Origin of the sequence: Arthrobacter sp. GAS37, assembly GCF_044908325.1 — a bacterium.
Classification (GTDB): Bacteria; Actinomycetota; Actinomycetes; order Actinomycetales; family Micrococcaceae; genus Arthrobacter; species Arthrobacter ramosus.
On the sequence record NZ_JBIYDB010000005.1, the window covers coordinates 169,683 to 191,233 of the forward strand.

A 21,551-nucleotide genomic window follows, 5' to 3' on the forward strand; every position below is an offset into this window, starting at 1 on the left:
ACGGACTGGAGTCAGGCGAGGCGTGTGGCCCCGGCGGCCGGAGTCACGGTGAAGATGTCCGGCGTCGTGAAACCGGCCGCCGCGAAGGCGCGTACGACGGCGTCGCGCACATCCTGCTCATGGCCCACCGGGGTGAGGGCGATAGCTGAGCCGCCGAAACCGCCTCCTGTCATCCGGGCACCGATGGCGCCGTGGGCGCGGGAGGTTTCCACCGCGAGATCGAGTTCCGGGCACGAGATCTCGAAGTCATCGCGCATGGACGCATGGCTCGCATCCAGGAGCCTGCCGATGTGGGCGGGTCCGTCCGTCGTGAGCCGTTCCACGGTCTGCAACACGCGGTCGTTCTCCGTGACGATGTGCCGCACGCGTCGGAAAGTCGTGCTGTCCAGGAGGCCGCTGGCTTCCTCCAGATCGCCGATGCCAACGTCGCGAAGGGCCGGGACTCCCAGTACCTGGGCGCCCAATTCGCAGGAAACCCTACGGGAGGCATAGCCGCCGTCCGCATGCGAATGCGAGACCTTGGTGTCGATGACCAGCAGCACGAGCCCGGCTTCCTGGGCGTCGAAGGGAACGAGCTGTACGCTCTGGTCGCGGCAGTCCAGGAAGACTGCATGGCCCTTTGACCCGCGAAGTGACGCTGACTGGTCCATGATTCCGGTGGGGGCGCCCACGAAGTCGTTTTCGGCCCTCTGCGTTGCGAGGACCATGTCTTCGGCGCCGAGTCCCGCGCCAGTCAGCTCGTTGAGGGCCGAGATGACTGCGCATTCGATGGCGTGCGAGGAGGACAGTCCCGCGCCAAGGGGGACATCCGAATCCATGAGGAGATCGAAGCCCGGGACAAGGATGCCGCGCTGTTGCAAGGCCCAGGCCACGCCGAGCGGATACTTCGTCCAGCCCTTGGCCGCTTCCGGAACCAACATGTCCACGTCGGCTTCGACGAGGCCCTGCTCGCCGAAGGTGGACAGCAGCCGGACGCGTGAATCATGGCGGATCCGGACTGCAACCTTCGCGGTCTTGTTGATCGCGAAAGGCAACACGAAACCCTCGTTGTAATCGGTATGCTCGCCGATCAGGTTAACGCGTCCCGGTGCCTGCCATACGCCGTCGGGGGCTGAACCGAAGGTCGACTCGAAAAGCCCGGACAGGGCGCTCACCGCTGGGGCGTCGGGAGTGGAGGTCATGCTGGTGCCCCTTCGGGAATAGCGCGCTGCGAATGGCTGGCGACGGCGCGCAGCCGTTCTGCCACGGATTCGGGCGTGGTGTCGTTGATGAAGGCTCCCATGGCCGCCTCGGAACCGGCAAGGTACTTGAGCTTGTCGGCGGCACGGCGCGGGGAGGTGAGTTGCAGGTGCAGGTGGCCGGACGGCCTCAAGGCAGCATCGAGGGGTGCCTGGTGCCACGCGGAAATGTACGGCGTCGGAGTTGGATACAAGGCGTCCATGCGCTTGAGCAACTCAAGGTAGACATGGGCCAGTTCGTCACGTTCTTCGCCGCTCAAGGCTGCGAGGTCGGGAACTTGGCGATGCGGGACCAGGTGCACCTCCAGCGGCCAGCGGGCGGCGAGCGGCACGTAGGCACTGAAGTGCTCGCCTTCGAGTACCATGCGGCTCCCGTCCTGCCGTTCGGCCTTGAGGATCGAGGACGTCAGCGATTCCCGGCCCTTGGAGTTGTCGAAGTGCCGGCTGGCAGCGGCGCCAAGGCTTGCCGCCCGCGGGGTGACGTAGGGGTAGGCATAGATCTGTCCGTGCGGGTGGTGGAGCGTTACCCCAATGTCCGCACCCCGGTTTTCGAACGGAAACACCTGCTGGATTCCAGGGAGCGCGCTGAGTGCCTCGGTCCTGTGCGCCCACGCCTCAATGACCGTGCGCGCCCTGGTTTCGCCAAGCTCGGCAAAGGATCCGGTGTGGCTGGGGGTGAACGAGACAACTTCGCAGCGGCCGTAGGCGGGGCCTGCCGTTCCCCAAGCAGGGGTGCCTGGAATCGTCCCGACCGCCGGGCCCAGTGAGGGGAAACGGTTCTCGAAAACCACGACGTCGTAGTCCGGCGCGGGAATTTCCGACGGGTTCGCGGGCGTGGTGGGGCAGATCGGGCATTGGTCCGCGGGCGGCAGATGGGTGCGGCCTTGGCGGTGTGCCGCGACGGCGACCCACTCGCCGCTCAGCGCGTCGTAGCGCAGCTCGCCCGGATCAGCCCGGGGCGGCAGCTCACGGTGATCCGTCAGCGAGCCGGGATCGCGCTCCGGCGAGCCGGCGTCGTCGAAATAGATCAGCTCCCGGCCATCGGCGAGACGTGTGCTGGTAAGGCGAGTCATGGATTTATGGTGTCACAGAGTGCTCAAAAAGGCAAAATAACTAACAAAATTGAACATTGGCGATGGAATCAAACAACACGCGGGATGCAGTACGGTGGTGCCATGCCTCCCACAACACCGTTTTCCGCGCCGGGCGAAGAGACTGTATCCCGCCGCTTTGCCAGCGGACGCCAATTCGAGATCCACCGCGGCGACGCACTCGCCGTGGTCACCGAGCTCGCCGCAGGTTTGCGGCTGTTCAGCCGCGACGGCGTCCAGCTCACCGAGAGCTACGGCGACGGGCAACTTCCGCCCGGCGCTACCGGAATTACCCTGGCTCCGTGGGCAAACCGGATCGAGGACGGGATCTGGTATCTCGACGGCAAGAAGCAGCAACTGGACATCACGGAGGTGTCCCGCAACAACGCGAGCCACGGGCTCTTGCGCAACTCGTCCTACGCCCTCGTTGCGGAAGACCAATTCTCCGTGACCCTCGAAGCCGTGATCTTCCCGCAGCATGGCTACCCCTTCCTGGCCCGGCACCAGGTACGTTACGAGATCGACGCCGGGCTCGCACTGCGGGTCTCCCAGAGCTTCATCAATGATTCGGCGGCACCCGCGCCCTTCGTGCTTGGGGCGCACCCATACTTGCGCGTGGGGGACGTTCCGCCGGAGGAGATGGTCCTGACTGTCCACGCAGGCACGCGGCTCGTGGCCGACGAGCGCCTGATTCCGCGGAGTTCGGTGGCCGTCGACGGTGATTTCGATTTTGGCGGCGGCCGGAGCGTGGGCGGCCTGGATGTCGATGTGGCGTTCACGGATCTGGAGTTCGACGGCGGGATCGCCAGCCAAACGCTGTCGGCGCCGGATGGCCGGAGCGTCTCCCTGGAGCAGGACGAAAACTGCGCCTACGTCCACGTTTTCGTCACGGATACTTTTCCGGGCCGCTCGAAGGCCGTTGCGATCGAGCCCATGACCGGTCCGGCGAACGCCTTCAACTCGGGGAAGGGCCTCCGGTGGCTTGAACCAGGGGAGACCTTCACCATGAGGTGGGGAATCGTGGGCGCGCTGTAGATGCGTTTCCCATCCGGCACTCCCTGCGGAATTATGGGTGAATGACGCCAGCCCAGGACGCCACGCCATCAAGTGACCCCGTTTCGACCGTGCCCAGGCCGGTATCCGAGCATCACATTGCGCAGGACATCCCGTATGGAGTGCGGATCGCTGCCGCCTGGGCCTGGCGGGTGGGCCTCATATTGGTGGTCGTTGGAGCCCTTATTTGGCTGTTGGGGAAGGTCAGCTTCCTGATCATCCCGCTCATGGTCGCCTCCCTTCTTGCCGGCTTGCTCTATCCGGTCACGGGGTGGCTCAGGAAGCTCAGGATGCCGCATGGAGCGGCCGTTGCCGTCACGGTGGTGGGGTTCCTCGGGGTCATTGCGGGAGCCCTGGCGTTGGTGGGCAGGCAGCTCGCTGTGGGATTCGGCGAGCTGTGGCAGGAAGCGCTTACCGGCATCCAGCAAATCCAGGCGTGGCTCGCTGACGGACCGCTGCATCTCACTGCGGACCAGATCGACACTTACATCCAGAGCGCCACCTCGGCCCTGCAGAACAACAGCAGCAGCATCCTCAGTGGTGCCCTGTCGTTCGGTAGTACCGCCGGGCATTTTGCCGCGGGCATGGTCCTGGCCCTCTTCATCCTGATCTTCTTCCTTCTGGAGGGATCCAGGATCTGGCGGTTCATCGTCGGGCTCCTGCCCAGGACTGCACGCGCGGCGGCCGACGGCGCCGGCCGGCGCGGTTGGTCGTCCATGGTCAGCTACGTGCGCATCCAGATGTTCGTCGCGTTCGTGGACGCTGTGGGGATCGGCGTCGGCGCAGCGATTATCCAGGTTCCCCTCGCCCTGCCGCTGGGTGTCCTGGTGTTCATCAGTTCATTCATCCCTGTGGTCGGTGCCCTCGTGACGGGAGCCATCGCCGTGCTCCTGGCCTTGGTGGCCAATGGTCCCGTCAACGCGCTCGTCATGCTGGCCATCGTGCTGTTCGTGCAACAGCTCGAAAGCCATATCCTCCAGCCGCTCATCATGGGCAAAGCAGTATCGTTGCACCCTGTCGCCGTGATCTTGTCGGTCGCAGCCGGTTCCTACCTGGCCGGAATCCCGGGAGCGCTCTTTGCCGTCCCGCTCCTCGCCGTAGCAAATACGGCGGTTCGCTATATTGCAGCGCGGACGTGGGAACATGATGAAGGACTGATGACGGCGTACGCCGGCGCAGGGATTGCACCACCGGACTCCGATGAGGAACCCACCATCAAGGAGATCCGCCGTCCCGGCACCAATGCGGGCGCACGGTCCAACAGCGGCGAAGGTGCCGCAGGTCAGCACGCGGCTGCGGAACGGACATTCCCCAAGGATGCCGCAGAGCACACCAACAAAGGAGACTAACCCGTGAATACCCTCGATACCCTGCCCGTCACCCTGGACGATGTCCTTAAGGCGCGGGAGCTGCTCGAGGGCATTATTACCAAGACCCCCATCGAGTCCTCGCGGGCTCTCGGAGCGATGGTAGGCGGAGAGGTCTTCTTCAAATGCGAGAACCTCCAGCGGGCAGGTTCCTTCAAGGTCCGTGGTGCCTACGTGCGCATGGCGCGCTTGTCTGCCGAGGAAAAGAAGCGCGGCGTGGTCGCGGCTTCGGCAGGCAACCATGCACAAGGCGTTGCGGTGGCGGCGAAAAGCCTGGGAATCAAGGCGCGGATCTACATGCCGCTCGGTGTAGCGCTTCCGAAGCTTGCTGCGACCCGCAGCCACGGCGCCGAAGTTGTCCTGCACGGACACAACGTCGATGAGGCCCTGGCCGAGGCCCAGCGCTACGCGGACGAAACAGGTGCCGTCTTTGTCCACCCCTTCGACAACGTCGACGTCGTGGCGGGCCAGGGCACCGTCGGGCTCGAAATCCTGGATCAAGTCCCCAACGTCGACACCATCCTCATGGGAGTTGGCGGCGGCGGCCTGCTCGCCGGCGTCGCAGTGGCCGTCAAGGCAAGGGCCAGGGAACTGGGCCGGGAGATCCGGATCATCGGCGTACAGGCTGAGAACGCGGCCGCCTACCCGCCGTCGCTCGCCGCCGATGCCTTGGTGCCGCTCAAGAAGGTTTCCACCATGGCGGATGGCATCGCCGTCGGGCGCCCCGGCCAGCTGCCGTTCAGCATCATCCGCGAACTCGTGGACGACGTCGTGACCGTGAGCGAAGACTCCTTGGCACGGGCGCTCATCTTCCTGCTGGAGCGCGCCAAGATGGTGGTCGAGCCGGCCGGTGCTGTCGGCGTCGCGGCCCTCATGGACGGCAAGATCGAAAACCCGGGGACCACCGCCGTCATCCTTTCCGGCGGCAACATCGACCCCATGCTGATGCTCAAGGTGATCCAGCGCGGCCTCTCGGCGGCGGGACGGTACATGACCGTGCGCATGATGCTGGATGACCGGCCCGGTTCCTTGGCCACGATCGCCCGCATCATCGCCGAAAACGATGCCAATGTGACCGGCTTGGACCACACCCGGGTGGGCGGCGCGATCAGCATGGGCGACGTCTCCATCACCGTCAACCTGGAAACCAAAGGCCACGAGCACAGTGAGCAGGTCCTGGCAGCCCTTCGCGCCGAGGGCTTCCACCCGATCGTGGTGCACTGACGGGCTTCTGACCATGGCGCTTCACGGCAACGGGGACGGCCGGATACCGGCCAAGGATTCACTGGCCGTGCGCGCCAGGGGCGGATTGCTGTTCATGGGTGGCTTCGTGGCGCTGTTGGCTGTGATCGAACTGGTCAACACCTTGATGTCGCACAGCCTCAACGTCATCTTCGGGCTGCGGCCGCGGAGCGTGGACGGGGTTTTCGACATCCTGACGTTCCCCTTGCTCCATGCCAATTTCGGCCATCTCCTGTCCAATGCGCTGCCGTTGGTCATCTTCGGATTCCTGGTGTTCCTGTCCGGTCTCCGGGTGTTCCTGACGGCTCTTGCGTTTAGCTGGCTAGGCTCAGGCCTTGCGGTGTGGCTCATTGGCGGGGGAGGGGTGACAGTGGGCGCTTCAGGCCTGGTTTTCGGGCTCTTCACGTTCCTGCTGGTGCGCGGCTTCTTCAACCGCAGCTGGTGGCAAATCCTGCTGTCCGTGGTGCTTTTCCTGGCGTATGGCAGCATCTTGTTCGGCTTGCTGCCCATGGTGATGGGGATCGTCTCCTGGCAGGCGCACCTTGGCGGGGCCATTGGGGGAGTGGTGGCCGCAGTGCTGCTGCGCCCACGTCCCCTCGCCGTAGCCCAGCCCAACTAACGCCGTAGCCCAGCCCAACTAGCTCGCAGTTGTTGTCGTTTTGACGCGTCAAAACGACAACAACTGCGAGTCAGTTGGGCGGAAACAACGACGCCGGCCCGCCCCGCAAAGGGGTGGGCCGGCGTCGTTGTTTCGCGGAACTATCAGCCAGCGAACGGCTTGGCGGAAACAATCTCCACCGGAATTTCCTTGCCATTGGGGGCGACGTAGCTGATCTTGTCGCCTTCCTTGTGGCCCATGATCGCCACGCCCAGCGGAGACTTCTCACTGAAGACGTTGAGATCGGAATCGCCGGCGATTTCGCGGGATCCGAGCAGGAAGGTCTCTTCGTCACCGGCGATACGAGCGACGACGAGCATGCCCTGCTCGACGATTCCGTCGTCGGCCGGAGCTTCGCCGACCTGCGCATCGCGCAGGAGCGCGGTCAGCTGGCGGATGCGGGCCTCGATCTTGCCCTGCTCTTCCTTCGCGGCGTGGTAACCGCCGTTTTCCTTGAGGTCGCCTTCCTGACGGGCGGCTTCGATCTTCTGCACGATCTCCGCACGGCCGGGGCCGGAAAGGTGGTCCAGCTCTGCCTTCAGGCGGTCAAATGCGTCCTGGGTAAGCCAAGCTGCAGGCGCGCTGTTGGTGGTCGACACGGACTTCTCCTTATGGATCTGACAAGCAAAGACCCCGCCGGTGCAGGCCACTCGTGGAACTCAGCAACCAACTCAGCGGGGTTAAGGTATTGATCCAGTGTAGTCAATCCTGTGGACAAACCCAAGCTCACTGAGTCGCGGGTCACACCTTTGCTATTTGCTGCTGTCGACAATCCAGCAGTTGTCCACGACGGCGGACACGGCCTCGGACTCGGTGCGAAGGATGGTCCTTTGGGCGGTTGTCTGGCCGCCGTCGGCGCCGGCCTTGGGGGCATTCGGGCCGATCTCGACGACTTTCCAGCCGACCACTGCGAATTTGGAGTCCAAGGCCTTGACCGCGCATTTTGCCGTGGCATCGGGGTTCTTGGTGACCTGGAAATCGACCGACAGCTGGGTGGCGTCGGTGGCGCTGTAGCCGATGTCCTTGAAGGACACAGACGACTGCGAGGAAGACGTGGTGACCCAAAACAAGAGCCCGATGGCCACAAGGAGGACGGCAATGACGATGTTCCGTTTGGTTTTCCCTCCGAAGGCGCGCTTTTGGCTGCCGTAGCGATTGGCTAGGCTGGTAGTTGCCGGCAGCGCCGTGCCCGATGGGTCTTCCGAAGTCACCCACCCAGTTTAGTGGGCTTCCGGCGCCTCCCCGCACACAGCGGAGTCGCACGCGTTAGAAATGCCTGATCAGTTCACAGCCATCAGCAAGCCCAGAACAGCATTACCCGGAAAGAGGAACCGTACCGGATGAGCACATCCACCAGCCCCGACACGCAGCTCCGGCTGCTCACCGTCCACGCACACCCGGACGACGAGTCAAGCAAGGGCGCGGCAACCATGGCGATGTATGCGGCTTCCGGCGTGGAGGTCATGGTGGCTACGTGCACTGACGGTTCCCGCGGGGACATCCAGAACCCGGCCATGGAGTCGGCTCCGCACCCGAAGCGGGACATGGCAGGCGCGCGCCGCTTGGAAATGAAGCAAGCTGCCGCGGTCCTGGGAATCAAGCAGCGTTGGTTGGGTTTCGTGGATTCCGGACTGCCCGACGGCGATCCGTTGCCACCCCTGCCTAGCGGCTGCTTTGCGCTTCAGCCCCTTGAGCGGGCGGCGGCACCACTCGTCCGCCTGGTCCGCGACTTCAAGCCGCACGTCATAGTGAGCTACGACGAAAACGGCGGCTACCCGCACCCGGACCACATCATGGCCCACAAGGTTGCCGTCGAAGCTTTCCACGCTGCCGGTGACCCCGAGCGCTATCCGGGGACAGGCGAAAGCTGGGCACCGAGCAAGCTGTACTACGACCGCGCCTTCAGCCCCGACCGTTTCCGTGCCTTGCATTTCGCACTCGAAGAGGCGGGCCTGCAATCGCCTTATGCCGAACGCCTGGCTTCCTGGCTGGAAGCAGATGCGGAAGGCCATACTCCGCCGAGGCCGATGCACCAGACCACCACGCAAGTGGATTGCGGTGACTACTTCGAGGCCCGTGACGACGCACTCAGGGCGCACCGGACGCAGATTGATCCGCTCGGCTTCTTCTTCGCGGTGTCCCCGGACATGCAGCGCAGGGCCTGGCCGTGGGAGGACTACACCCTGGTCGACTCCCGCATCCCGGCCGAACTGCCGGAAAAGGACCTGTTCGCAGGGCTAAGATAGGATCGCCGGCGATTTCTATCAAGCGTAGAAGTCGCCAACCGGCTGGAAACTCCCATAGAAGGTTTGAACCGTGCACCACTTTCTCATCGCCCTGGCCACGACCCCGTCGCCTACCCCGACCCCGTCGCTGCGTCCCGGCTTGTCGGAAGACCAGGTGACCCCGGGGACCTGGGGTTTCGTCCTGACTGCCTTCATCGTGGTGCTCACGACCTTCCTGATCGTTGACATGGTCCGCCGGATCCGGCGGGTCCGCTACCGCGCCCAGGTTGAGGAAGCCCTTGTCGGCGAGACCGACGGCGCTGAGACTGACGGCGCTGAGACTGACGGCGCGGGGACCGGCGGCGCGGGGACCGGCGGCGTCGTCTCGGGCAAGCCGGGCGTTGAAGAGTCCAACGGCGATGCCGGCTCCGCAGCCCGCTGACCCGGGCACCACCCGGGAATGGCCGGGGGCATCCAACGCCCTCGGCTTGGAACCGTCCGCCTATCTCCGCCAGCATGCGAACAATCCGGTGCACTGGCGGCCGTTCGGCGATGAGGCCTTTGCGTTCGCGGCGGCCCGCGATGTTCCCGTTTTTCTCTCTATCGGCTATGCCGCGTGCCACTGGTGCCACGTCATCGACAGGTCCCGAGATTACAGGCGACTGAACCCGTCTCGCCCGTGACCTAGGCATTTTTCGTGCTTTTGAGGGTCGTGCTAGGACGCTTGAGGACATCGATTCTGCGCCCTAATGCATCACCTTGTTGCATCACGGAGTGATCGACGTTGACCGTCCAAACCTTGACTCGGCGCGTGTCAGGTACCTGGGTCTCGTGAGGGGCCTGCTCTGCCACGAAGAAGTGTCAGTGGGTGCCGACAGTCTCATCTTTGAGTTCGGGTCTGCCCCAGCTTCCGTTGACTCCGGAAACCGCCGCAGACATTTCTGTCGGTCCACTCGGTACTGAGCCCGGAGGCCCCGCGTGGGCCATGTCATCGGCCGTGCCGGGCGCGAGGATTGGCTGCCGATGTACCGGGCCGGACTGGTCACCGATCGCATCGCTGACTGAAGCCGTCTTCTGCTTCATTGCGCAATCCACAAGGTGATGCAATTATTGATGCATGGCTACGCTCGAACGTCCGACTCGGAAGAACTTCTCACTCACGGCCCAGGACCTCAAGGACCTGGAGCTCCTGAAGACGTCCCCTGCCCATCGTTCGGCGCTCGGGGAACTTGCCGGTGAGCAGCTGGCGGAATCCAGCAGTGAGGCCGCCGTAATGCACGCCGTGTGGGAAGCCGGAGTGCGATCCGTCCGCGAACAGATCGAGGCAGATGGTTATGCCGCCATTGCCCAGGAACAGAATCTTGCCGAGCGCAAGAGCGTCTCTCGCCGTCGTCGTCCGCACTGGGCTGACGAAGGATGAGCCCTACGTATCTGCGGGGGCAGGTCATTCGTGCAGAGGTGGGGTTGGATGAGCCCAAGCTCTTCGTTGTTGTCTCCAACAACAGGCGTAACGCCCAATTGGGTTCAGTACTGGCCGCCCGTCTGACCACGTCAGATAAACCAGCGATTCCCTCTATCGTCAAGCTCAACGAGACGGAGGCCATGAACGGGTACGTGGTCTGCGATGACATCGAGAACATCTACGATGATGAAGTGCTCAGCGTCGTCTCGTCCTTCTCCCCGCAGACGATGACTCTGGTGAATCAGGGACTGCTGGCCGCTCTGGGAATGCTCTGATCAAGCCCTAATCGTGAAGCGGCGCTTCCCCATGGCCCGTGTCGCGTCGAGCTCGTCGTCGCGTTCTGAGAGTTGCCGGCGTTGTTCTGCGGTGTGGTGTTCCAGCTCGGTGACGCGGCGGTGCAGACGGTCGACATCGTCGGGGGCACCGAGGCCGGGGGTTGAGTAGTATCTGCGTCGCTAGTAACGCTAAGCGGCGAAAGTCCTTGTCGTTCTGGGGATTCTGGGTATGGCCGGGCCGCACTGCGGTCTATCACGACACTTCAAGGCGAGAGCGTTTTGTTAGGTTGATTTTGTTATGTCCTGCGGTCCAGTGGTTATCTGACTCTCCACGCGCCCTTAGCGTACGATTTTTTCCTTTTTCTGAAGCAACCCCGAAGTCCCTGATTTTGTCCCGGAGGTAGCCCGGAATCCCGTGCGGCCTACGGCCTTTCTAGGCCGGTGCGTTCCGCCCCAGGAATTCTAGGACTTTTTCGGCCACTTCGGCCCAGCCGGAGTCGACCACCAGGGAGTGGCCGCGGCCCGGGAACTCAAAGCTTTCGGTCACGCCGGGGTTTTTCTCCTGCAGCTTGAAGGTGGCGTTGGCGATGGCCCAGGGCACCGTGTGGTCGTCCTCCCCGGAGATCACCAGCAGCGGTCCGCGCTCGGGGTTCTTGGTGTCGGCACTGGCCTCGGTGCGCGGGTTCAGGTTCGCGAATGCGGCCTGGAAGAGCGGGATCCCGGAACCGGGCACCGGGAAGAGCTCGTAGAGTTCGTGGGCTTCCGCCTCCGGGACGGCGTTGGTGAAGGCGTAACGGAACTCCTTCTCAGTGAGCATCACCTGCCGGCGCCGGTTGGCGGGGTTGGAGATCACGGCCGAGGCGGCCTTCAGCGAGGACAGCGGCAGCGGCAGGACCCCGCGGATGGGGGCCGGGTCCACGGCTGCCGTGGCCGCGGCCAGGCCCATCCCGGCAAGTTTTTGCACGATCAGCCCGCCAAAGGAATGGCCGATGAGCACCGGCTTCTTCTCCAATTTGCCGACGACGGCGGCGAAATGGTCCGTGATGTCGCCGATGGATTTGCCGGCGAAGACGCCGGGGACCCGGCGGGCCTCCTCGACGGTGTCGGGGTCATCGGGCCAGCCCGGGGCCAAGGTGGTGTAGCCACGCTCTTCGAAGAGGGTCCGCCACGCGTCCCAACTGCTGGGCAGCAGCCACAGGCCGTGCACGAAAACCACAGGCTGTTTTCCGGAGGCGTTGGCGCGGTCCAGTTCCGCCTGCTCTCGATCGGTGATAACTGACACGGCGTACTCCTTGGGGCCCGGTGCAACGCAATAAGCTGGGAACAGTCGATCCCTACGCGACAAACACTAATCCAGCCATATCGACCCGGCCAGAGAAACCGTTGAAATTACGGCAGCAACGGGATGGGCCGACGCCGTTGACAGCGTTGCCTCCGGGCTTCTACGGTCAGTGGGTATTAGGGCAAGGGTGCCTGCACCGGGGATGCTTGCCGCGCCTTCGCGAGGAACGGGACCGCCATGGACCTGCATTTGACCGACAAGGTGGCCGTTGTCACAGGCGCCAGCAAGGGGATCGGGCTGGCCGTCACCCAGGCACTCGTAGCCGAAGGGGCGAAAGTCGTGGCCGGGGCCCGGAGCATTTCCGCCGATCTGGCGGAGCTGGCCGCAACGGGCGCCGTCCTGGCCGTCAGCGTGGACCTGTCCACCCCGCAGGGACCGGCCGAGCTGGTTGCCCAGACGGCACATTTCGGTGGATTGGACATTGTGGTCAACAGCGTCGGAGCCGTCACCCCGCGCACGGAGGGGTTCCTGGCAGTCAGCGATGAGGACTGGCTGGAGACCTTAAACCTCAGCCTGATGGCCGGCATCCGCACCACCCGTGCGGCGATTCCATTGTTGATCAGCCGTGGCGGCGGCAACGTGGTCACGATCGCCTCCGTCAACGCCTACCTGCCGGATCCGTTTGTGATCGACTATTCGGCGGCCAAGGCCGCGGTGTGGAACGTGTCCAAGGCACTGTCCAAGGAATTCGGGCCGCAGGGCCTGCGCTTCAACACCATCAGTCCCGGCCCCGTGGCAACCCCGCTGTGGATGGGCGAAAAGGGGGTGGCGGCCACGGTGGCCAAGGCGACCGGCGTCGACTTTGAGACGGCCAAGGCGAACATCATCGCCAGCCAGGGCGGCTTCTCCACAGGCCGGTTCACCCAGCCCGAAGAGGTCGCCGACCTGGTCCTGCTGCTGGCCAGCGACAGGGCCGGCAATGTCACCGGTGCCGACTTCCTGATCGACGGGGGACTGATCAAAACCCTCTAAAGGCCGCTTCAGAAAACGGAAAAAATACCACGGCAGGTTCAAGCGGTCATCGCAACACCTTGATGATTGAAGGATGTTGATGACTGATCGTGCTGATCGTTTTTCCGAGCGTCTCGTTGCCGAGAAGATGGTCCATTTCTGGGACCTGCGCGATGAAGGGTCAGATGATCCAGGCAGTGGTGTCCGCCGGAAGCTTTCCATCCGTCAGCGGGCTGCTGCTGACGACGACGGTGCCGGCCGGCAGTTCGACGGGCCCGGTGCCGAAGTTGGTTACCGACTGCCAGCCGTTGGGCCGGATGAAATGCAGGACGTTGTCCGCGGACTTGATCCATTCCAGCGTTTCTTCGCTCTGCATCGCGCGGCGCAGTTCCAGCGCGCTGCGGTATAACTCAAGGGTGGACCCGGCCACACCGTCCTGGGTCGATACGGCGTACTGTGCAAACCAGGCCGGCTGCGGCAGGTGCGCTTCGCCGTCACCGAAACCGAACGAGGTGCCCCCGGCCGTCCACGGCAGCGGCACGCGGCAGCCGCGCCACCGACACCTCGGCCTTCAGCCTCGCCAATTCAGTACCGTGGATATGCGCCATTACCTGAGACCCTTCTGGTTGTCAGAAATTCGTCCATACGAAATCTCCGCTGTCAGAAATACAGGATATGCACCCTGTCCCCAGAGATCGTCAACGCAGCCAGAGAGTCCCTCCTCATCAGCCACTAAGCGCTGCTAATTTACCGCCAAATAGCTCTGCGATTCACACCGGGGCGGACTTCCGGCCCGGCAGTTGTTCTTGTTCCCGGTAGGTTGTGAGAATGAAATGCCGGTGTGTGCCACTGCTGCCGTCTGGCCAGGAAGCACCTAGCAAAACCCCGGTGCACATGCCGGCTCCATGCCATATTCTGGGCGTGCCAGGCGAGGAAAAGAGATGTCTTAGGATCAAGGGATGACCCCTCAACGTCCCATTGTCTTGATTACTGGCGTCGGCCGACGAATCTCCATCGGTACAGAGATCACCCGTCAGCTTGCTGCGGACGGGTGGGACATCGCCTTCGCCAACCACCGCCCGGAACGGGGGTTCGTGGATGAGTTCACTCTGGAGCTGCACGCACTTGGGGCTAGGACCTTCACCTTCGAGAGCGATCTAGCAGACCCGATGAGCCCCGCGACGTTGGTGCAGGCGGTCACAAACGAGTTCGGGCCCCTCCAGGCGCTGGTCGCCAGCCATGCTCAGTCCGTAGACAGCAGCATCCATGACACGTCCATCGAGAGTTTTGACCGTCACTTCGCCATCAACACCCGCGCCAACTGGCTATTGATTAAAGCGTTCGCGCAGCAGTACTCGTCAGCACCTGGACTGGGGCGAATCGTCGCGCTGACGAGCGACCACACAACCCACAACCTTCCCTACGGTGCTAGCAAGGGCGCACTTGATCGAATTGTGATCGCGGCCGCTGGCGAACTTGGTCACCTCGGTATCACCGCGAACTTGCTCAACCCGGGCCCGGTCGACACCGGCTGGATGAGCCCGGAACTCGAGGAGGCCCTGAGCAGCGAGACCGCGCTTGGTCGACTTGGCACACAACGGGACGCTGCGAACCTGGTGTCCTTCCTGCTCTCCGAACGCGGCGGCTGGATCAATGGCCAGCTACTGCATTCCAACGGCGGTTTTCACCTGCCCGTCTAAGCCTGCACCGTGAAATGCTCCTGTCTGATGAGGAGCAGATGTCGGTAATCTCCGGGCTAATCGCGTACGCCAAAACACCGCTACATCTTTGCGGTCCTCGCCCTCGCCGCCGAGAAGATCGAGATTGACCCAGAGGCAACGCCCGCGCTGCTGATGTTCAACCTGTTCAACGGCACCCTTGGACGCGCCTTCCTCGAGGGCTGGTACGAGAGGTAGGCCTTCTTCGGCACCACTCAGAGGTGCAGGACGGCGCCATCCGCCCGGGTCGGGTGTGGTAGCCAGGACGTTGCTTCGCCAGCCGGGCAACGGTATACCACTACCTGAGCATGGGAAGCGACGAACTGGCCTGACGGGCGCCGAATGCAACGCCACGTACGACCGAGACGGGGGCTGGCCCACGATTCCGCTTATATAGGACGCGTCATGGACCGGCGCCTGGCCTGTCCGGCGGAGGTTCCGCAAACGGAACCCTAAAACCGCCATTTTTAGCTGTGATTTAACCGCCAAACCAAGTTAACAGTCACAACCCTGGGTCCCAGAACCGCTAGGTTCGCCGCCGGGTTTCCCGTGCGTGAGACGGGAGGTGCCGAGACGCCTTACATCTTCTCATTTTCCATCGCGGGGTCGGAACTCGAGGGTTAGTGAACATGTGGTGATCGCAGTGGGATGGGGCCGTTTGTGCTGATTTAGCAGGGATCTTTTCTCCTCGTTTATGAACGCAAAACATACCCCTCGCATAGACCCCCGGGTACATGTCCTTAACCATGTATGTGAGAAGGCATGCGGGCGGTGGCCGACTTTACGTCAAACATGAACGCGGTGTTCGTCGCGCGGACGCAGCACCTGCCTGAGCCTGCGGGCGACCTGCGTGCGTTGAGGGCGGAGCTCGACGATGCGGCGATTTAGCGTTGCGGAAGTGCCGCTATTTATCGCTGCGATTCACTGTGACTGTTGGTTGAGAATGGCGGTTATTCCACAGATGGGATGGCGGTTTCGGTGTCCCCGTATGTGCGGGCTCCGGTGCTGCACAGATCCCGTTCCATCGTTACTCCGTAAGGGACGTCGCCGCTTAGGTTCACTGTGTATAGGCCAGGTTCGTGCCGTGTCACGAGAATGCCCTGCCACCGCTCCCTCATCGAGTGGACGCGGGCCGTCTCGACAGCTGTGTTGATGCTCTCTTCGATTTCCGCCCGGGAGCGCCCAGTGATGTGGAAGTAGCGGTCAAGTTCGATCGTGGTGATCATGAGAAGTCCTGATTTGCCTTTCGTAAGTCGTCTTTGATTTAGGCGCTGAAGATTGGTCGTGGTGGCGAGGGACGGCCACCGCAGCGGCGATTTGCACGACGAGGTTGTCCGAGGTGACCTGCAGCAGGGCACCGACAACGATGATCGCGGAGATCGCGTTCGTGACGGACATCAGCGGGGTGTGCAGGGCGTGGTGGACTTTCCCGATGACGTAGAAGCCGACGACGATGGAGAGCAGCAGCACGGTGAAGTGCTGCGGCAAGGGCGCCGGCGCGACCGCATTGATCCCAAACAGCACCGCGATACCCGCGGCGATGAGCCCGGCCTTTTCGGCAACACCCAGCCTCTTCTTCGCACTGGCACCGGCGGAGTCCACGGCCGGGGCGGCGTCCGCCTTTACTGCGGGTGCGGCGGAGACCTGAACCGGGGGAGGGGGCCAGGTCTTCTCGCCATCCCTCACCACCGTCACAGAGCGCTGCACCACGTCGTCGAAGTCGATCCGAAGCTGTCCGTCCTTGTCCTCGGTGAGGAGCTTGAGCAGGTTCAGTAGGTTCGTCCCGTACAGCTGGGACGCCTGGGCCGGCAACCGGGCCGGTAGGTCGGTGTACCCGAGGATCACGACGCCGTTGTCCGTGACCACGCGTTCCCCGGCGACCGAGCCTTCGACGTTGCCGCCCTGACCGGCAGCCATGTCAACGATGACGCTGCCCGGCTTCATGCCGGCCACGTCCTCGGCTGTCAGCAGCTTCGGTGCGGGACGGCCCGGATGAGGGCCGTGGTGATGATGATGTCGACGTCACGGGCCTGCTCGGAGTAAATCTCGGCGGCCCGCTCGTTGTAGGCCTCGGACGTGGCCTTAGCATACCCGTCGGAGCTTTCCATGGCTTCAGCGACCTCGACATTGAGGTACTCCCCGCCAATGGATTTTACCTGGTCGGCGACCTCGGGCCGCGGGTCAGTTGCCCGTACGATTGCCCCCAGGCTGCTCGCGGCACCAATGGCCGCGAGGCCGGCGACGCCGGCGCCTGCGACCAGGACTTTCGCCGGGAGTACTTTGCCCGCCGCAGTTACCTGCCCGGTGAAGAACCTGCCGAATTCATGTGCTGCTTCAATGACGGCCCGGTAGCCGGCAATGTTCGCCATGGAGCTCAGGACGTCCATCGACTGTGCCCGCGAGATCCGCGGCACGGCATCCAGTGCGAGCGCCGTAATGGGCCGTTGGGCCAGCGCCTCCACAAGGTCCGGCCGCAACGCCGGACTCAACATCCCGATCAGGGTAGCGCCGTCGGCCAGCCGGCCGATCTCTTCCTCAGTGGGCGGGTTCACCCTCAGTACGACGTCGGCTCCCCAGGCCTCGTCTGCGCCCACCACCAGTGCACCCGCGGCAGCATAGGCGTCGTCCGGGAAGGCCGCCGGCTCCCCGGCGCCCTTCTCCACCACGACCTCGTAGCCTAACTCCAGCAGTTGCCTGACGGTGGGCGGCGTCGCAGCCACCCTCGTCTCGTGGCCTAACTCGGCAACGATGCCAATGCGTGTCAAATTCTTCTCCTGATGCAGTATTTGGGGGATTTCCGGTCCTCACAGTGCTGTGGGCCTGCCCCTTCTCGGTGCAGACCCACAGGATTTTGGCGTGCTAGTTGCTCGGAAGCAGTGAGGGTTCCTTGGCCACGGTGGCCGGTGTCCAGCGGAGGTGCGCCGGCGTTGCCTCGGAGTCCGGCTCCCGCAGGAGGGACAGACGGGGCCGCACGGCGTCGGTACGGGAGCTCGGCGGCTTGCGGCGGCCGGCCCTGAACTGGGGAATCCACTGGGCGCCGGGGCCGTGGTATTCCTGTTCGGCGGCTGCATGCAGCGTCCACTGGGGATCGTACAAGTGCGTACGGCCCAATGCCACGAGGTCGGCCCGGCCCGCAAGCAGGACGGAATTGACGTCGTCGTACGTGGAGATGGCACCAACGGCGATCACAGCCACGCCTGCCGGAGCGGCAACTTCCTGGCGGATGCGGTCGGCGAACGGCGTCTGGTAGCTGCGGCCGAAAGCCGGTTGTTCTTCCTTGGCAACCTGGCCGGTGGAGACGTCGATGCCCGCGGCGCCATGGGCCACGAATGCCCGCGCGATGTCGACCGAATCGTCGGAAGTGTTGCCGCCCTCGATCCAGTCTGTGGCGGAGATGCGGACCGTAACAGGCTTGCTGGCCGGCCATGCCGCGCGGACGGCGCCGAACACTTCCTGCGGATACCGCAGCCGGTTCTCCAGGCTGCCGCCGTATTCGTCGGTCCGCTTGTTGGAGACCGGCGACAGGAAGGAGGACAGAAGGTAGCCGTGGGCGGCGTGGATCTCCAGGAGGTCGAAACCTGCCTGCTCGGCGCGCAGGGTCGAGGCGACGAATTCCGCCTTAATGGCCTCCATGCCTGCCCGGTCCAACTCGGCGGGCGTCTGGTTCTCGGGACCGTAAGGCAGGGCCGACGGGCCGACCGTGGACCAGTTGCCGGACTCGAGTGGCTGGTCGATGCCTTCCCACATGAGCTTGGTGGAGCCCTTGCGGCCTGAGTGGCCCAGCTGGGCGCCGATCTTGGCGGTTGAACGGCTGTGAACGAAGTCCACGATTTCCTTCCAGCTGTCGCGCTGGACGTCCGTGTACAGCCCGCTGCAGCCGAGGGTGATGCGCCCTGCTTCGGAAACACAGACCATTTCGGTCATGACCAGGCCGGCACCGCCGAGGGCCTTGGACCCCAGGTGGACCTTATGGAAGTCCCCGGGGATGCCGTCCACGGCGGAGTACATGTCCATCGGGGAGACCACGATGCGGTTCTTCAGTTCCAGCCCGCCGATGCGGAATGGCTGGAACATGGCCGGTGCAACCTCGGAGAGGCCCTGGGATTCGGCGAAGTCGCGGTCCACGGCCTCGGCGAACTCGGGGTCCCGGAGGCGCAAGTTTTCCTGCGTGATGCGGCGGCTGCGGGTGAGCAGGTTGAAGGCGAACTGGGTGGGGTCCTGGTCCTTGTACTGGCCGATGCGCTCGAACCACTCCAGCGATGCCTGCGCTGCACGCTGCGTGGAAGCGACCACGGGCCGGCGCTCCGCCTCATAGGCCACCAGGGCCGACTCAACATCCGGGTGCTCGTGCAGGCAGGCGGCCAGGGCCAGCGAGTCTTCCATGGCGAGCTTGGTGCCGGAACCGATGGAGAAGTGGGCGGTGTGGGCGGCGTCGCCGAGCAACACGACATTGTTGTGGCGCCAGCTCTCGTTGCGGACAGTGGTGAAGTTGATCCACTTGGAGTTGTTGGACAGGACTTCGTAGCCGTCCAGCTCCTCGGCGAAGATCCCGCGGATCTTGGCGATCGCCTTTTCGTCCGAGACCCCCGGGGGGAAGACCTCGTTGGCGGTCTCGTCGAAGCCCGCCGCACGCCAGACGTCCTCGTGCATTTCCACGATGAAGGTGGACCCCTCATCCGAGTACGGGTAGCCGTGGATCTGCATGACGCCCCACTCGGTTTCCTTCACGAAGAACTTGAAGGCCTCGAACACCTGGTCCGTCCCGAGCCACATGAACTTGTTGGTGCGGGGGTCCAGGTTGGGCCGGAAGGATTCGGCGTACTTGGCCCGGATCTGCGAGTTGACGCCATCGGCGGCCAGGACAAGATCGTAATTGGCTTCGAGTTCCTCAACGGGCGGCGCCATGGTGCTGAAGCGTACGTCGACGTTGAGTTCGATGCAGCGGCGCTGCAGCAGTTCCAGCAGTTCCTTGCGGCTCATGGCAGCGAACCCCTGGCCGCCCACCGTCACGGTCTCTTCGCCGAAGTGGATGTCGATGTCCGACCAGCGGGCGAAACGGCGGCTCATGTATTCGGCCACGACGGGATCGGCGTTGCCGATGCCGCCAAGTGTTTCATCGGAGAACACGACGCCGAAACCAAAGGTGTCTGTGGCGGCGTTGCGTTCCCAAAGGGTGATGTCGTGTGACGGGTCGAGCTGCTTCATCAGTGCTGCGAAGTACAGGCCTCCGGGGCCGCCTCCGACGATTGCGATCTTCATGGATCGGGTCCCTTCTAGGCCTGGGGTGCTGCCGCGTGGGCCAGCTGGTCGTTGTTGTTTTCGAGGCGTTGCCGCAGCTTGAAGTGCTGCAGCTTCCCGCTGGGGTTGCGCGGCAGTTCAGCAACGAACCGCACATCGCGCGGATACTTGTACGGAGCGATCGTCTGCTTGACGAAGTCCTGGATTTCCTTGCGCTTCCCCTCGTCGCCGTCGACGCCGTCGCGAAGGACGATGAAGGCACACACCACGGTTCCGCGCTCCGGGTCCGGCCGCCCGACGACGGCGCTCTCCAGGACATCGGGATGCTGATTGATGGCGGCCTCCACTTCCGGGGCGCCGATGTTGTAGCCGGAGGAGACGATCATGTCATCGGAGCGGGACTGGTAGATGAAGTAGCCGTCCTCGTCCCTGACGAAGGTGTCGCCGGTGATGTTCCAACCGTGGGCGACGTAGCGGGATTGGCGCTCGTCATCGAGGTAGCGGCAGCCGGTGGGTCCGACGACGGCAAGCCTGCCGGGCTGGTTCGGTCCCAGTTCGGAGCCGTCCTCGTCCAGGATGGCCGCCCGGAACCCGGGGACGGCCTTCCCCGTTGCACCGGGCCGGCTGTCATCACCGGTAGCAGAGATGAACACGTGGAGCATTTCCGTGGCCCCGATGCCGTTGACCAGCCGGACCCCGGTGGCATCGTAGACGGCCTGCCACGTTTCTTTGGGCAGGTGCTCGCCGGCCGAGACTGCGACCCTCAGCCGGCTGAGCAGTTCCCCGCGCCCGGCCTTGAGGATGGCCCGGTAGGCGGTGGGTGCCGTGAAGAGGATTGATGCACCGGCCGCAGCCGCGTTCTCTGCCAGTTCCACGGGCGTTGCACGCTCAGTCAGCAGCACGGAGGCCCCAAAGCGGAGCGGGAAAATCACCAGGCCGCCAAGTCCGAAGGTGAATGCGACCGGTGGCGAGCCCGCGAAGACGTCCTCGGCTGTGGGCTGGAGGATGTGGCGGCCAAACGTGTCGGCGATCGCCAGGATGTCGCGGTGGAAATGCATCGTGATCTTGGGGGTGCCGGTGGTGCCTGAGGTGGGGCCCAGAATCGCGACGTCGTCCGCTGCCGTTTCGATCGCGGTGAACCTTCCGCTCTTGACTGCGCAGCGGGCGGCGAAATCGCCGATGCCGGTGCCTCCGTAGGCGACGACGGCCACATCGGCATCCGCGGCCGCGGCCAGGTCCTGAATGAACCGGTGGTCCGAGAGCGCCACGACTGGCTTGGTCAGCTGGATCAGTGTCTGGATCTCGGCTGCCCGCAGCATCGGCATGGTGGTGACGACGATGGCACCTGCCTTGAGCACGCCGAGCCAGGCTGCAACAATCCAGGGGTTGTTGGGTCCGCGCAGCATCACGCGGTTGCCCGGGACGACACCGAAGTCTTCGGTGAGCACCTGGGCCGCCTGGTTGGCCCAAAGCTGCAGTTCACCGTAAGTCCAGACCTCGCCTTCGGGCGTGCGGAGCGCCGGGCGGTCGGCACCGTAGTGGGCAACGGTGTCATCGATCAGTATCGCCGCAGCATTGAGCTGGTCGGGGTACTGAAGTTCCGGGAGGGTGAACTCGAGGGCCGGAAGCGTCGCTGCCGGCGGTAGGTGGTCCCGGGTAAATGTGTCCACATGGGCCGATGTGCTCATGGC

At 64.0% G+C, this 21,551-nt stretch carries 19 protein-coding genes and 3 pseudogenes; 11 read left to right on the forward strand and 11 right to left on the reverse strand.

Going from position 1 to position 21,551, the window contains the following annotated elements; translation table 11 throughout:
- Positions 1-11: 11 nt before the first annotated feature.
- Positions 12-1,181, reverse strand: a complete 1,170-nt coding sequence (gene galK / locus ABH924_RS07020; RefSeq protein WP_404497804.1) for a galactokinase — start codon at positions 1,179-1,181, stop codon at positions 12-14.
- Positions 1,178-2,311, reverse strand: a complete 1,134-nt coding sequence (gene galT / locus ABH924_RS07025; RefSeq protein WP_404497805.1) for a galactose-1-phosphate uridylyltransferase — start codon at positions 2,309-2,311, stop codon at positions 1,178-1,180. Before galT ends, galK begins: the two co-directional genes overlap by 4 nt.
- A 102-nt stretch (positions 2,312-2,413) precedes the next feature.
- Between galT and ABH924_RS07030 the strand changes: the two genes are divergently transcribed.
- Genes ABH924_RS07030 through ABH924_RS07045 form a run of 4 tightly spaced genes read left to right on the forward strand, consistent with a single transcriptional unit; the run spans position 2,414 to position 6,610 of the window.
- Complete coding sequence (locus tag ABH924_RS07030) at positions 2,414-3,364, forward strand: aldose 1-epimerase family protein (RefSeq protein ID WP_404497806.1); 951 nt, start codon at positions 2,414-2,416, stop codon at positions 3,362-3,364.
- A gap of 41 nt (positions 3,365-3,405) precedes the next feature.
- The gene (locus ABH924_RS07035; RefSeq protein WP_404497807.1) at positions 3,406-4,731 is read left to right on the forward strand and encodes an AI-2E family transporter; all 1,326 of its coding nucleotides are present in this window, start codon (positions 3,406-3,408) and stop codon (positions 4,729-4,731) included.
- Positions 4,732-4,734: 3 nt separating this feature from the next.
- Positions 4,735-5,973, forward strand: coding sequence for a threonine ammonia-lyase (ilvA, locus tag ABH924_RS07040; RefSeq protein ID WP_404497808.1), 1,239 nt, complete (start codon positions 4,735-4,737; stop codon positions 5,971-5,973).
- A gap of 13 nt (positions 5,974-5,986) precedes the next feature.
- Complete coding sequence (locus tag ABH924_RS07045; RefSeq protein ID WP_404497809.1) at positions 5,987-6,610, forward strand: rhomboid family intramembrane serine protease; 624 nt, start codon at positions 5,987-5,989, stop codon at positions 6,608-6,610.
- Between the two features lie 143 nt (positions 6,611-6,753).
- On the opposite strand, the gene greA is transcribed toward ABH924_RS07045, so the two are convergent.
- Both greA and ABH924_RS07055 read right to left on the reverse strand, forming a co-directional pair.
- Positions 6,754-7,248 carry a transcription elongation factor GreA gene (greA, locus tag ABH924_RS07050; protein ID WP_234751319.1) on the reverse strand — a complete coding sequence of 165 codons (495 nt, stop codon included), beginning with the start codon at positions 7,246-7,248 and terminating at the stop codon, positions 6,754-6,756.
- A 153-nt stretch (positions 7,249-7,401) separates the two neighbouring features.
- The gene (locus ABH924_RS07055; protein WP_404497810.1) at positions 7,402-7,860 is read right to left on the reverse strand and encodes a DUF4307 domain-containing protein; all 459 of its coding nucleotides are present in this window, start codon (positions 7,858-7,860) and stop codon (positions 7,402-7,404) included.
- Positions 7,861-7,989: 129 nt separating this feature from the next.
- Between ABH924_RS07055 and mca the strand changes: the two genes are divergently transcribed.
- The 3 genes and pseudogenes from mca to ABH924_RS07070 all read left to right on the forward strand — a co-directional run.
- Complete coding sequence (gene mca, locus ABH924_RS07060) at positions 7,990-8,895, forward strand: mycothiol conjugate amidase Mca (protein ID WP_234751321.1); 906 nt, start codon at positions 7,990-7,992, stop codon at positions 8,893-8,895.
- A 70-nt stretch (positions 8,896-8,965) separates the two neighbouring features.
- Positions 8,966-9,316 (forward strand): hypothetical protein, encoded by a 351-nt coding sequence (locus ABH924_RS07065; protein WP_404497811.1) that lies wholly within the window; start codon positions 8,966-8,968, stop codon positions 9,314-9,316.
- Positions 9,294-9,512: pseudogene (locus tag ABH924_RS07070) on the forward strand (DUF255 domain-containing protein); the annotation flags it as partial. The gene ABH924_RS07065 and the pseudogene ABH924_RS07070, both read left to right, overlap by 23 nt.
- 223 nt (positions 9,513-9,735) lie before the next feature.
- Here ABH924_RS07070 and ABH924_RS07075 read toward each other — a convergent pair.
- Positions 9,736-9,957 (reverse strand): hypothetical protein, encoded by a 222-nt coding sequence (locus tag ABH924_RS07075; protein WP_404497812.1) that lies wholly within the window; start codon positions 9,955-9,957, stop codon positions 9,736-9,738.
- Positions 9,958-9,991: 34 nt separating this feature from the next.
- On the opposite strand from ABH924_RS07075, the gene ABH924_RS07080 reads away from it, so the two are divergent.
- Positions 9,992-10,294, forward strand: a complete 303-nt coding sequence (locus ABH924_RS07080; RefSeq protein ID WP_404497813.1) for a hypothetical protein — start codon at positions 9,992-9,994, stop codon at positions 10,292-10,294.
- A complete protein-coding gene (locus ABH924_RS07085) occupies positions 10,291-10,611 on the forward strand; it encodes a type II toxin-antitoxin system PemK/MazF family toxin (protein ID WP_404497814.1) in 321 nt (106 codons plus the stop codon). Before ABH924_RS07080 ends, ABH924_RS07085 begins: the two co-directional genes overlap by 4 nt.
- A gap of 433 nt (positions 10,612-11,044) precedes the next feature.
- Here the strand turns inward: ABH924_RS07085 and ABH924_RS07090 are convergent, their stop codons facing one another.
- Positions 11,045-11,893, reverse strand: a complete 849-nt coding sequence (locus ABH924_RS07090; RefSeq protein WP_404497815.1) for an alpha/beta hydrolase — start codon at positions 11,891-11,893, stop codon at positions 11,045-11,047.
- A gap of 237 nt (positions 11,894-12,130) precedes the next feature.
- On the opposite strand from ABH924_RS07090, the gene ABH924_RS07095 reads away from it, so the two are divergent.
- Positions 12,131-12,925: an oxidoreductase gene (locus tag ABH924_RS07095; protein ID WP_404497816.1), complete on the forward strand. Its 795-nt coding sequence runs from the start codon at positions 12,131-12,133 to the stop codon at positions 12,923-12,925.
- Between the two features lie 160 nt (positions 12,926-13,085).
- Here ABH924_RS07095 and ABH924_RS07100 read toward each other — a convergent pair.
- Positions 13,086-13,454, reverse strand: a pseudogene (locus ABH924_RS07100) (alpha-amylase); the annotation flags it as partial.
- A gap of 409 nt (positions 13,455-13,863) precedes the next feature.
- Here ABH924_RS07100 and ABH924_RS07105 point away from each other — a divergent pair.
- A complete protein-coding gene (locus tag ABH924_RS07105) occupies positions 13,864-14,604 on the forward strand; it encodes an SDR family oxidoreductase (RefSeq protein ID WP_404497817.1) in 741 nt (246 codons plus the stop codon).
- A 968-nt stretch (positions 14,605-15,572) separates the two neighbouring features.
- Here the strand turns inward: ABH924_RS07105 and ABH924_RS07110 are convergent.
- From ABH924_RS07110 to ABH924_RS07125, 4 genes and pseudogenes are all read right to left on the reverse strand, one after another.
- A complete protein-coding gene (locus ABH924_RS07110) occupies positions 15,573-15,848 on the reverse strand; it encodes a hypothetical protein (RefSeq protein WP_404497818.1) in 276 nt (91 codons plus the stop codon).
- 70 nt (positions 15,849-15,918) lie between these two features.
- Positions 15,919-17,387: pseudogene (locus ABH924_RS07115) on the reverse strand (Re/Si-specific NAD(P)(+) transhydrogenase subunit alpha); the annotation flags it as partial.
- A 94-nt stretch (positions 17,388-17,481) separates the two neighbouring features.
- Positions 17,482-19,881, reverse strand: coding sequence for a bifunctional salicylyl-CoA 5-hydroxylase/oxidoreductase (locus tag ABH924_RS07120; protein ID WP_404497819.1), 2,400 nt, complete (start codon positions 19,879-19,881; stop codon positions 17,482-17,484).
- Between the two features lie 14 nt (positions 19,882-19,895).
- Positions 19,896-21,548 (reverse strand): AMP-binding protein, encoded by a 1,653-nt coding sequence (locus tag ABH924_RS07125; RefSeq protein WP_404497820.1) that lies wholly within the window; start codon positions 21,546-21,548, stop codon positions 19,896-19,898.
- Between the last annotated feature and the right edge of the window lie 3 nt (positions 21,549-21,551).

Bases quoted from the DNA above. Each gene is read 5' to 3' on its own strand.
- ABH924_RS07035 (WP_404497807.1), top strand. From the start codon at position 3,406: ATGACGCCAGCCCAGGACGCCACGCCATCAAGTGACCCCGTTTCGACC.
- ABH924_RS07085 (WP_404497814.1), top strand. From the start codon at position 10,291: ATGAGCCCTACGTATCTGCGGGGGCAGGTCATTCGTGCAGAGGTGGGG.
- ABH924_RS07105 (WP_404497817.1), top strand. From the start codon at position 13,864: ATGACCCCTCAACGTCCCATTGTCTTGATTACTGGCGTCGGCCGACGA.
- galT (WP_404497805.1), bottom strand. From the start codon at position 2,311: ATGACTCGCCTTACCAGCACACGTCTCGCCGATGGCCGGGAGCTGATC.
- ABH924_RS07045 (WP_404497809.1), top strand. From the start codon at position 5,987: ATGGCGCTTCACGGCAACGGGGACGGCCGGATACCGGCCAAGGATTCA.
- galK (WP_404497804.1), bottom strand. From the start codon at position 1,181: ATGACCTCCACTCCCGACGCCCCAGCGGTGAGCGCCCTGTCCGGGCTT.
- mca (WP_234751321.1), top strand. From the start codon at position 7,990: ATGAGCACATCCACCAGCCCCGACACGCAGCTCCGGCTGCTCACCGTC.
- ABH924_RS07120 (WP_404497819.1), bottom strand. From the start codon at position 19,881: ATGAAGATCGCAATCGTCGGAGGCGGCCCCGGAGGCCTGTACTTCGCA.
- ABH924_RS07110 (WP_404497818.1), bottom strand. From the start codon at position 15,848: ATGATCACCACGATCGAACTTGACCGCTACTTCCACATCACTGGGCGC.
- ABH924_RS07080 (WP_404497813.1), top strand. From the start codon at position 9,992: ATGGCTACGCTCGAACGTCCGACTCGGAAGAACTTCTCACTCACGGCC.
- ABH924_RS07075 (WP_404497812.1), bottom strand. From the start codon at position 9,957: ATGAAGCAGAAGACGGCTTCAGTCAGCGATGCGATCGGTGACCAGTCC.
- ABH924_RS07125 (WP_404497820.1), bottom strand. From the start codon at position 21,548: ATGAGCACATCGGCCCATGTGGACACATTTACCCGGGACCACCTACCG.
- ABH924_RS07030 (WP_404497806.1), top strand. From the start codon at position 2,414: ATGCCTCCCACAACACCGTTTTCCGCGCCGGGCGAAGAGACTGTATCC.
- ABH924_RS07095 (WP_404497816.1), top strand. From the start codon at position 12,131: ATGGACCTGCATTTGACCGACAAGGTGGCCGTTGTCACAGGCGCCAGC.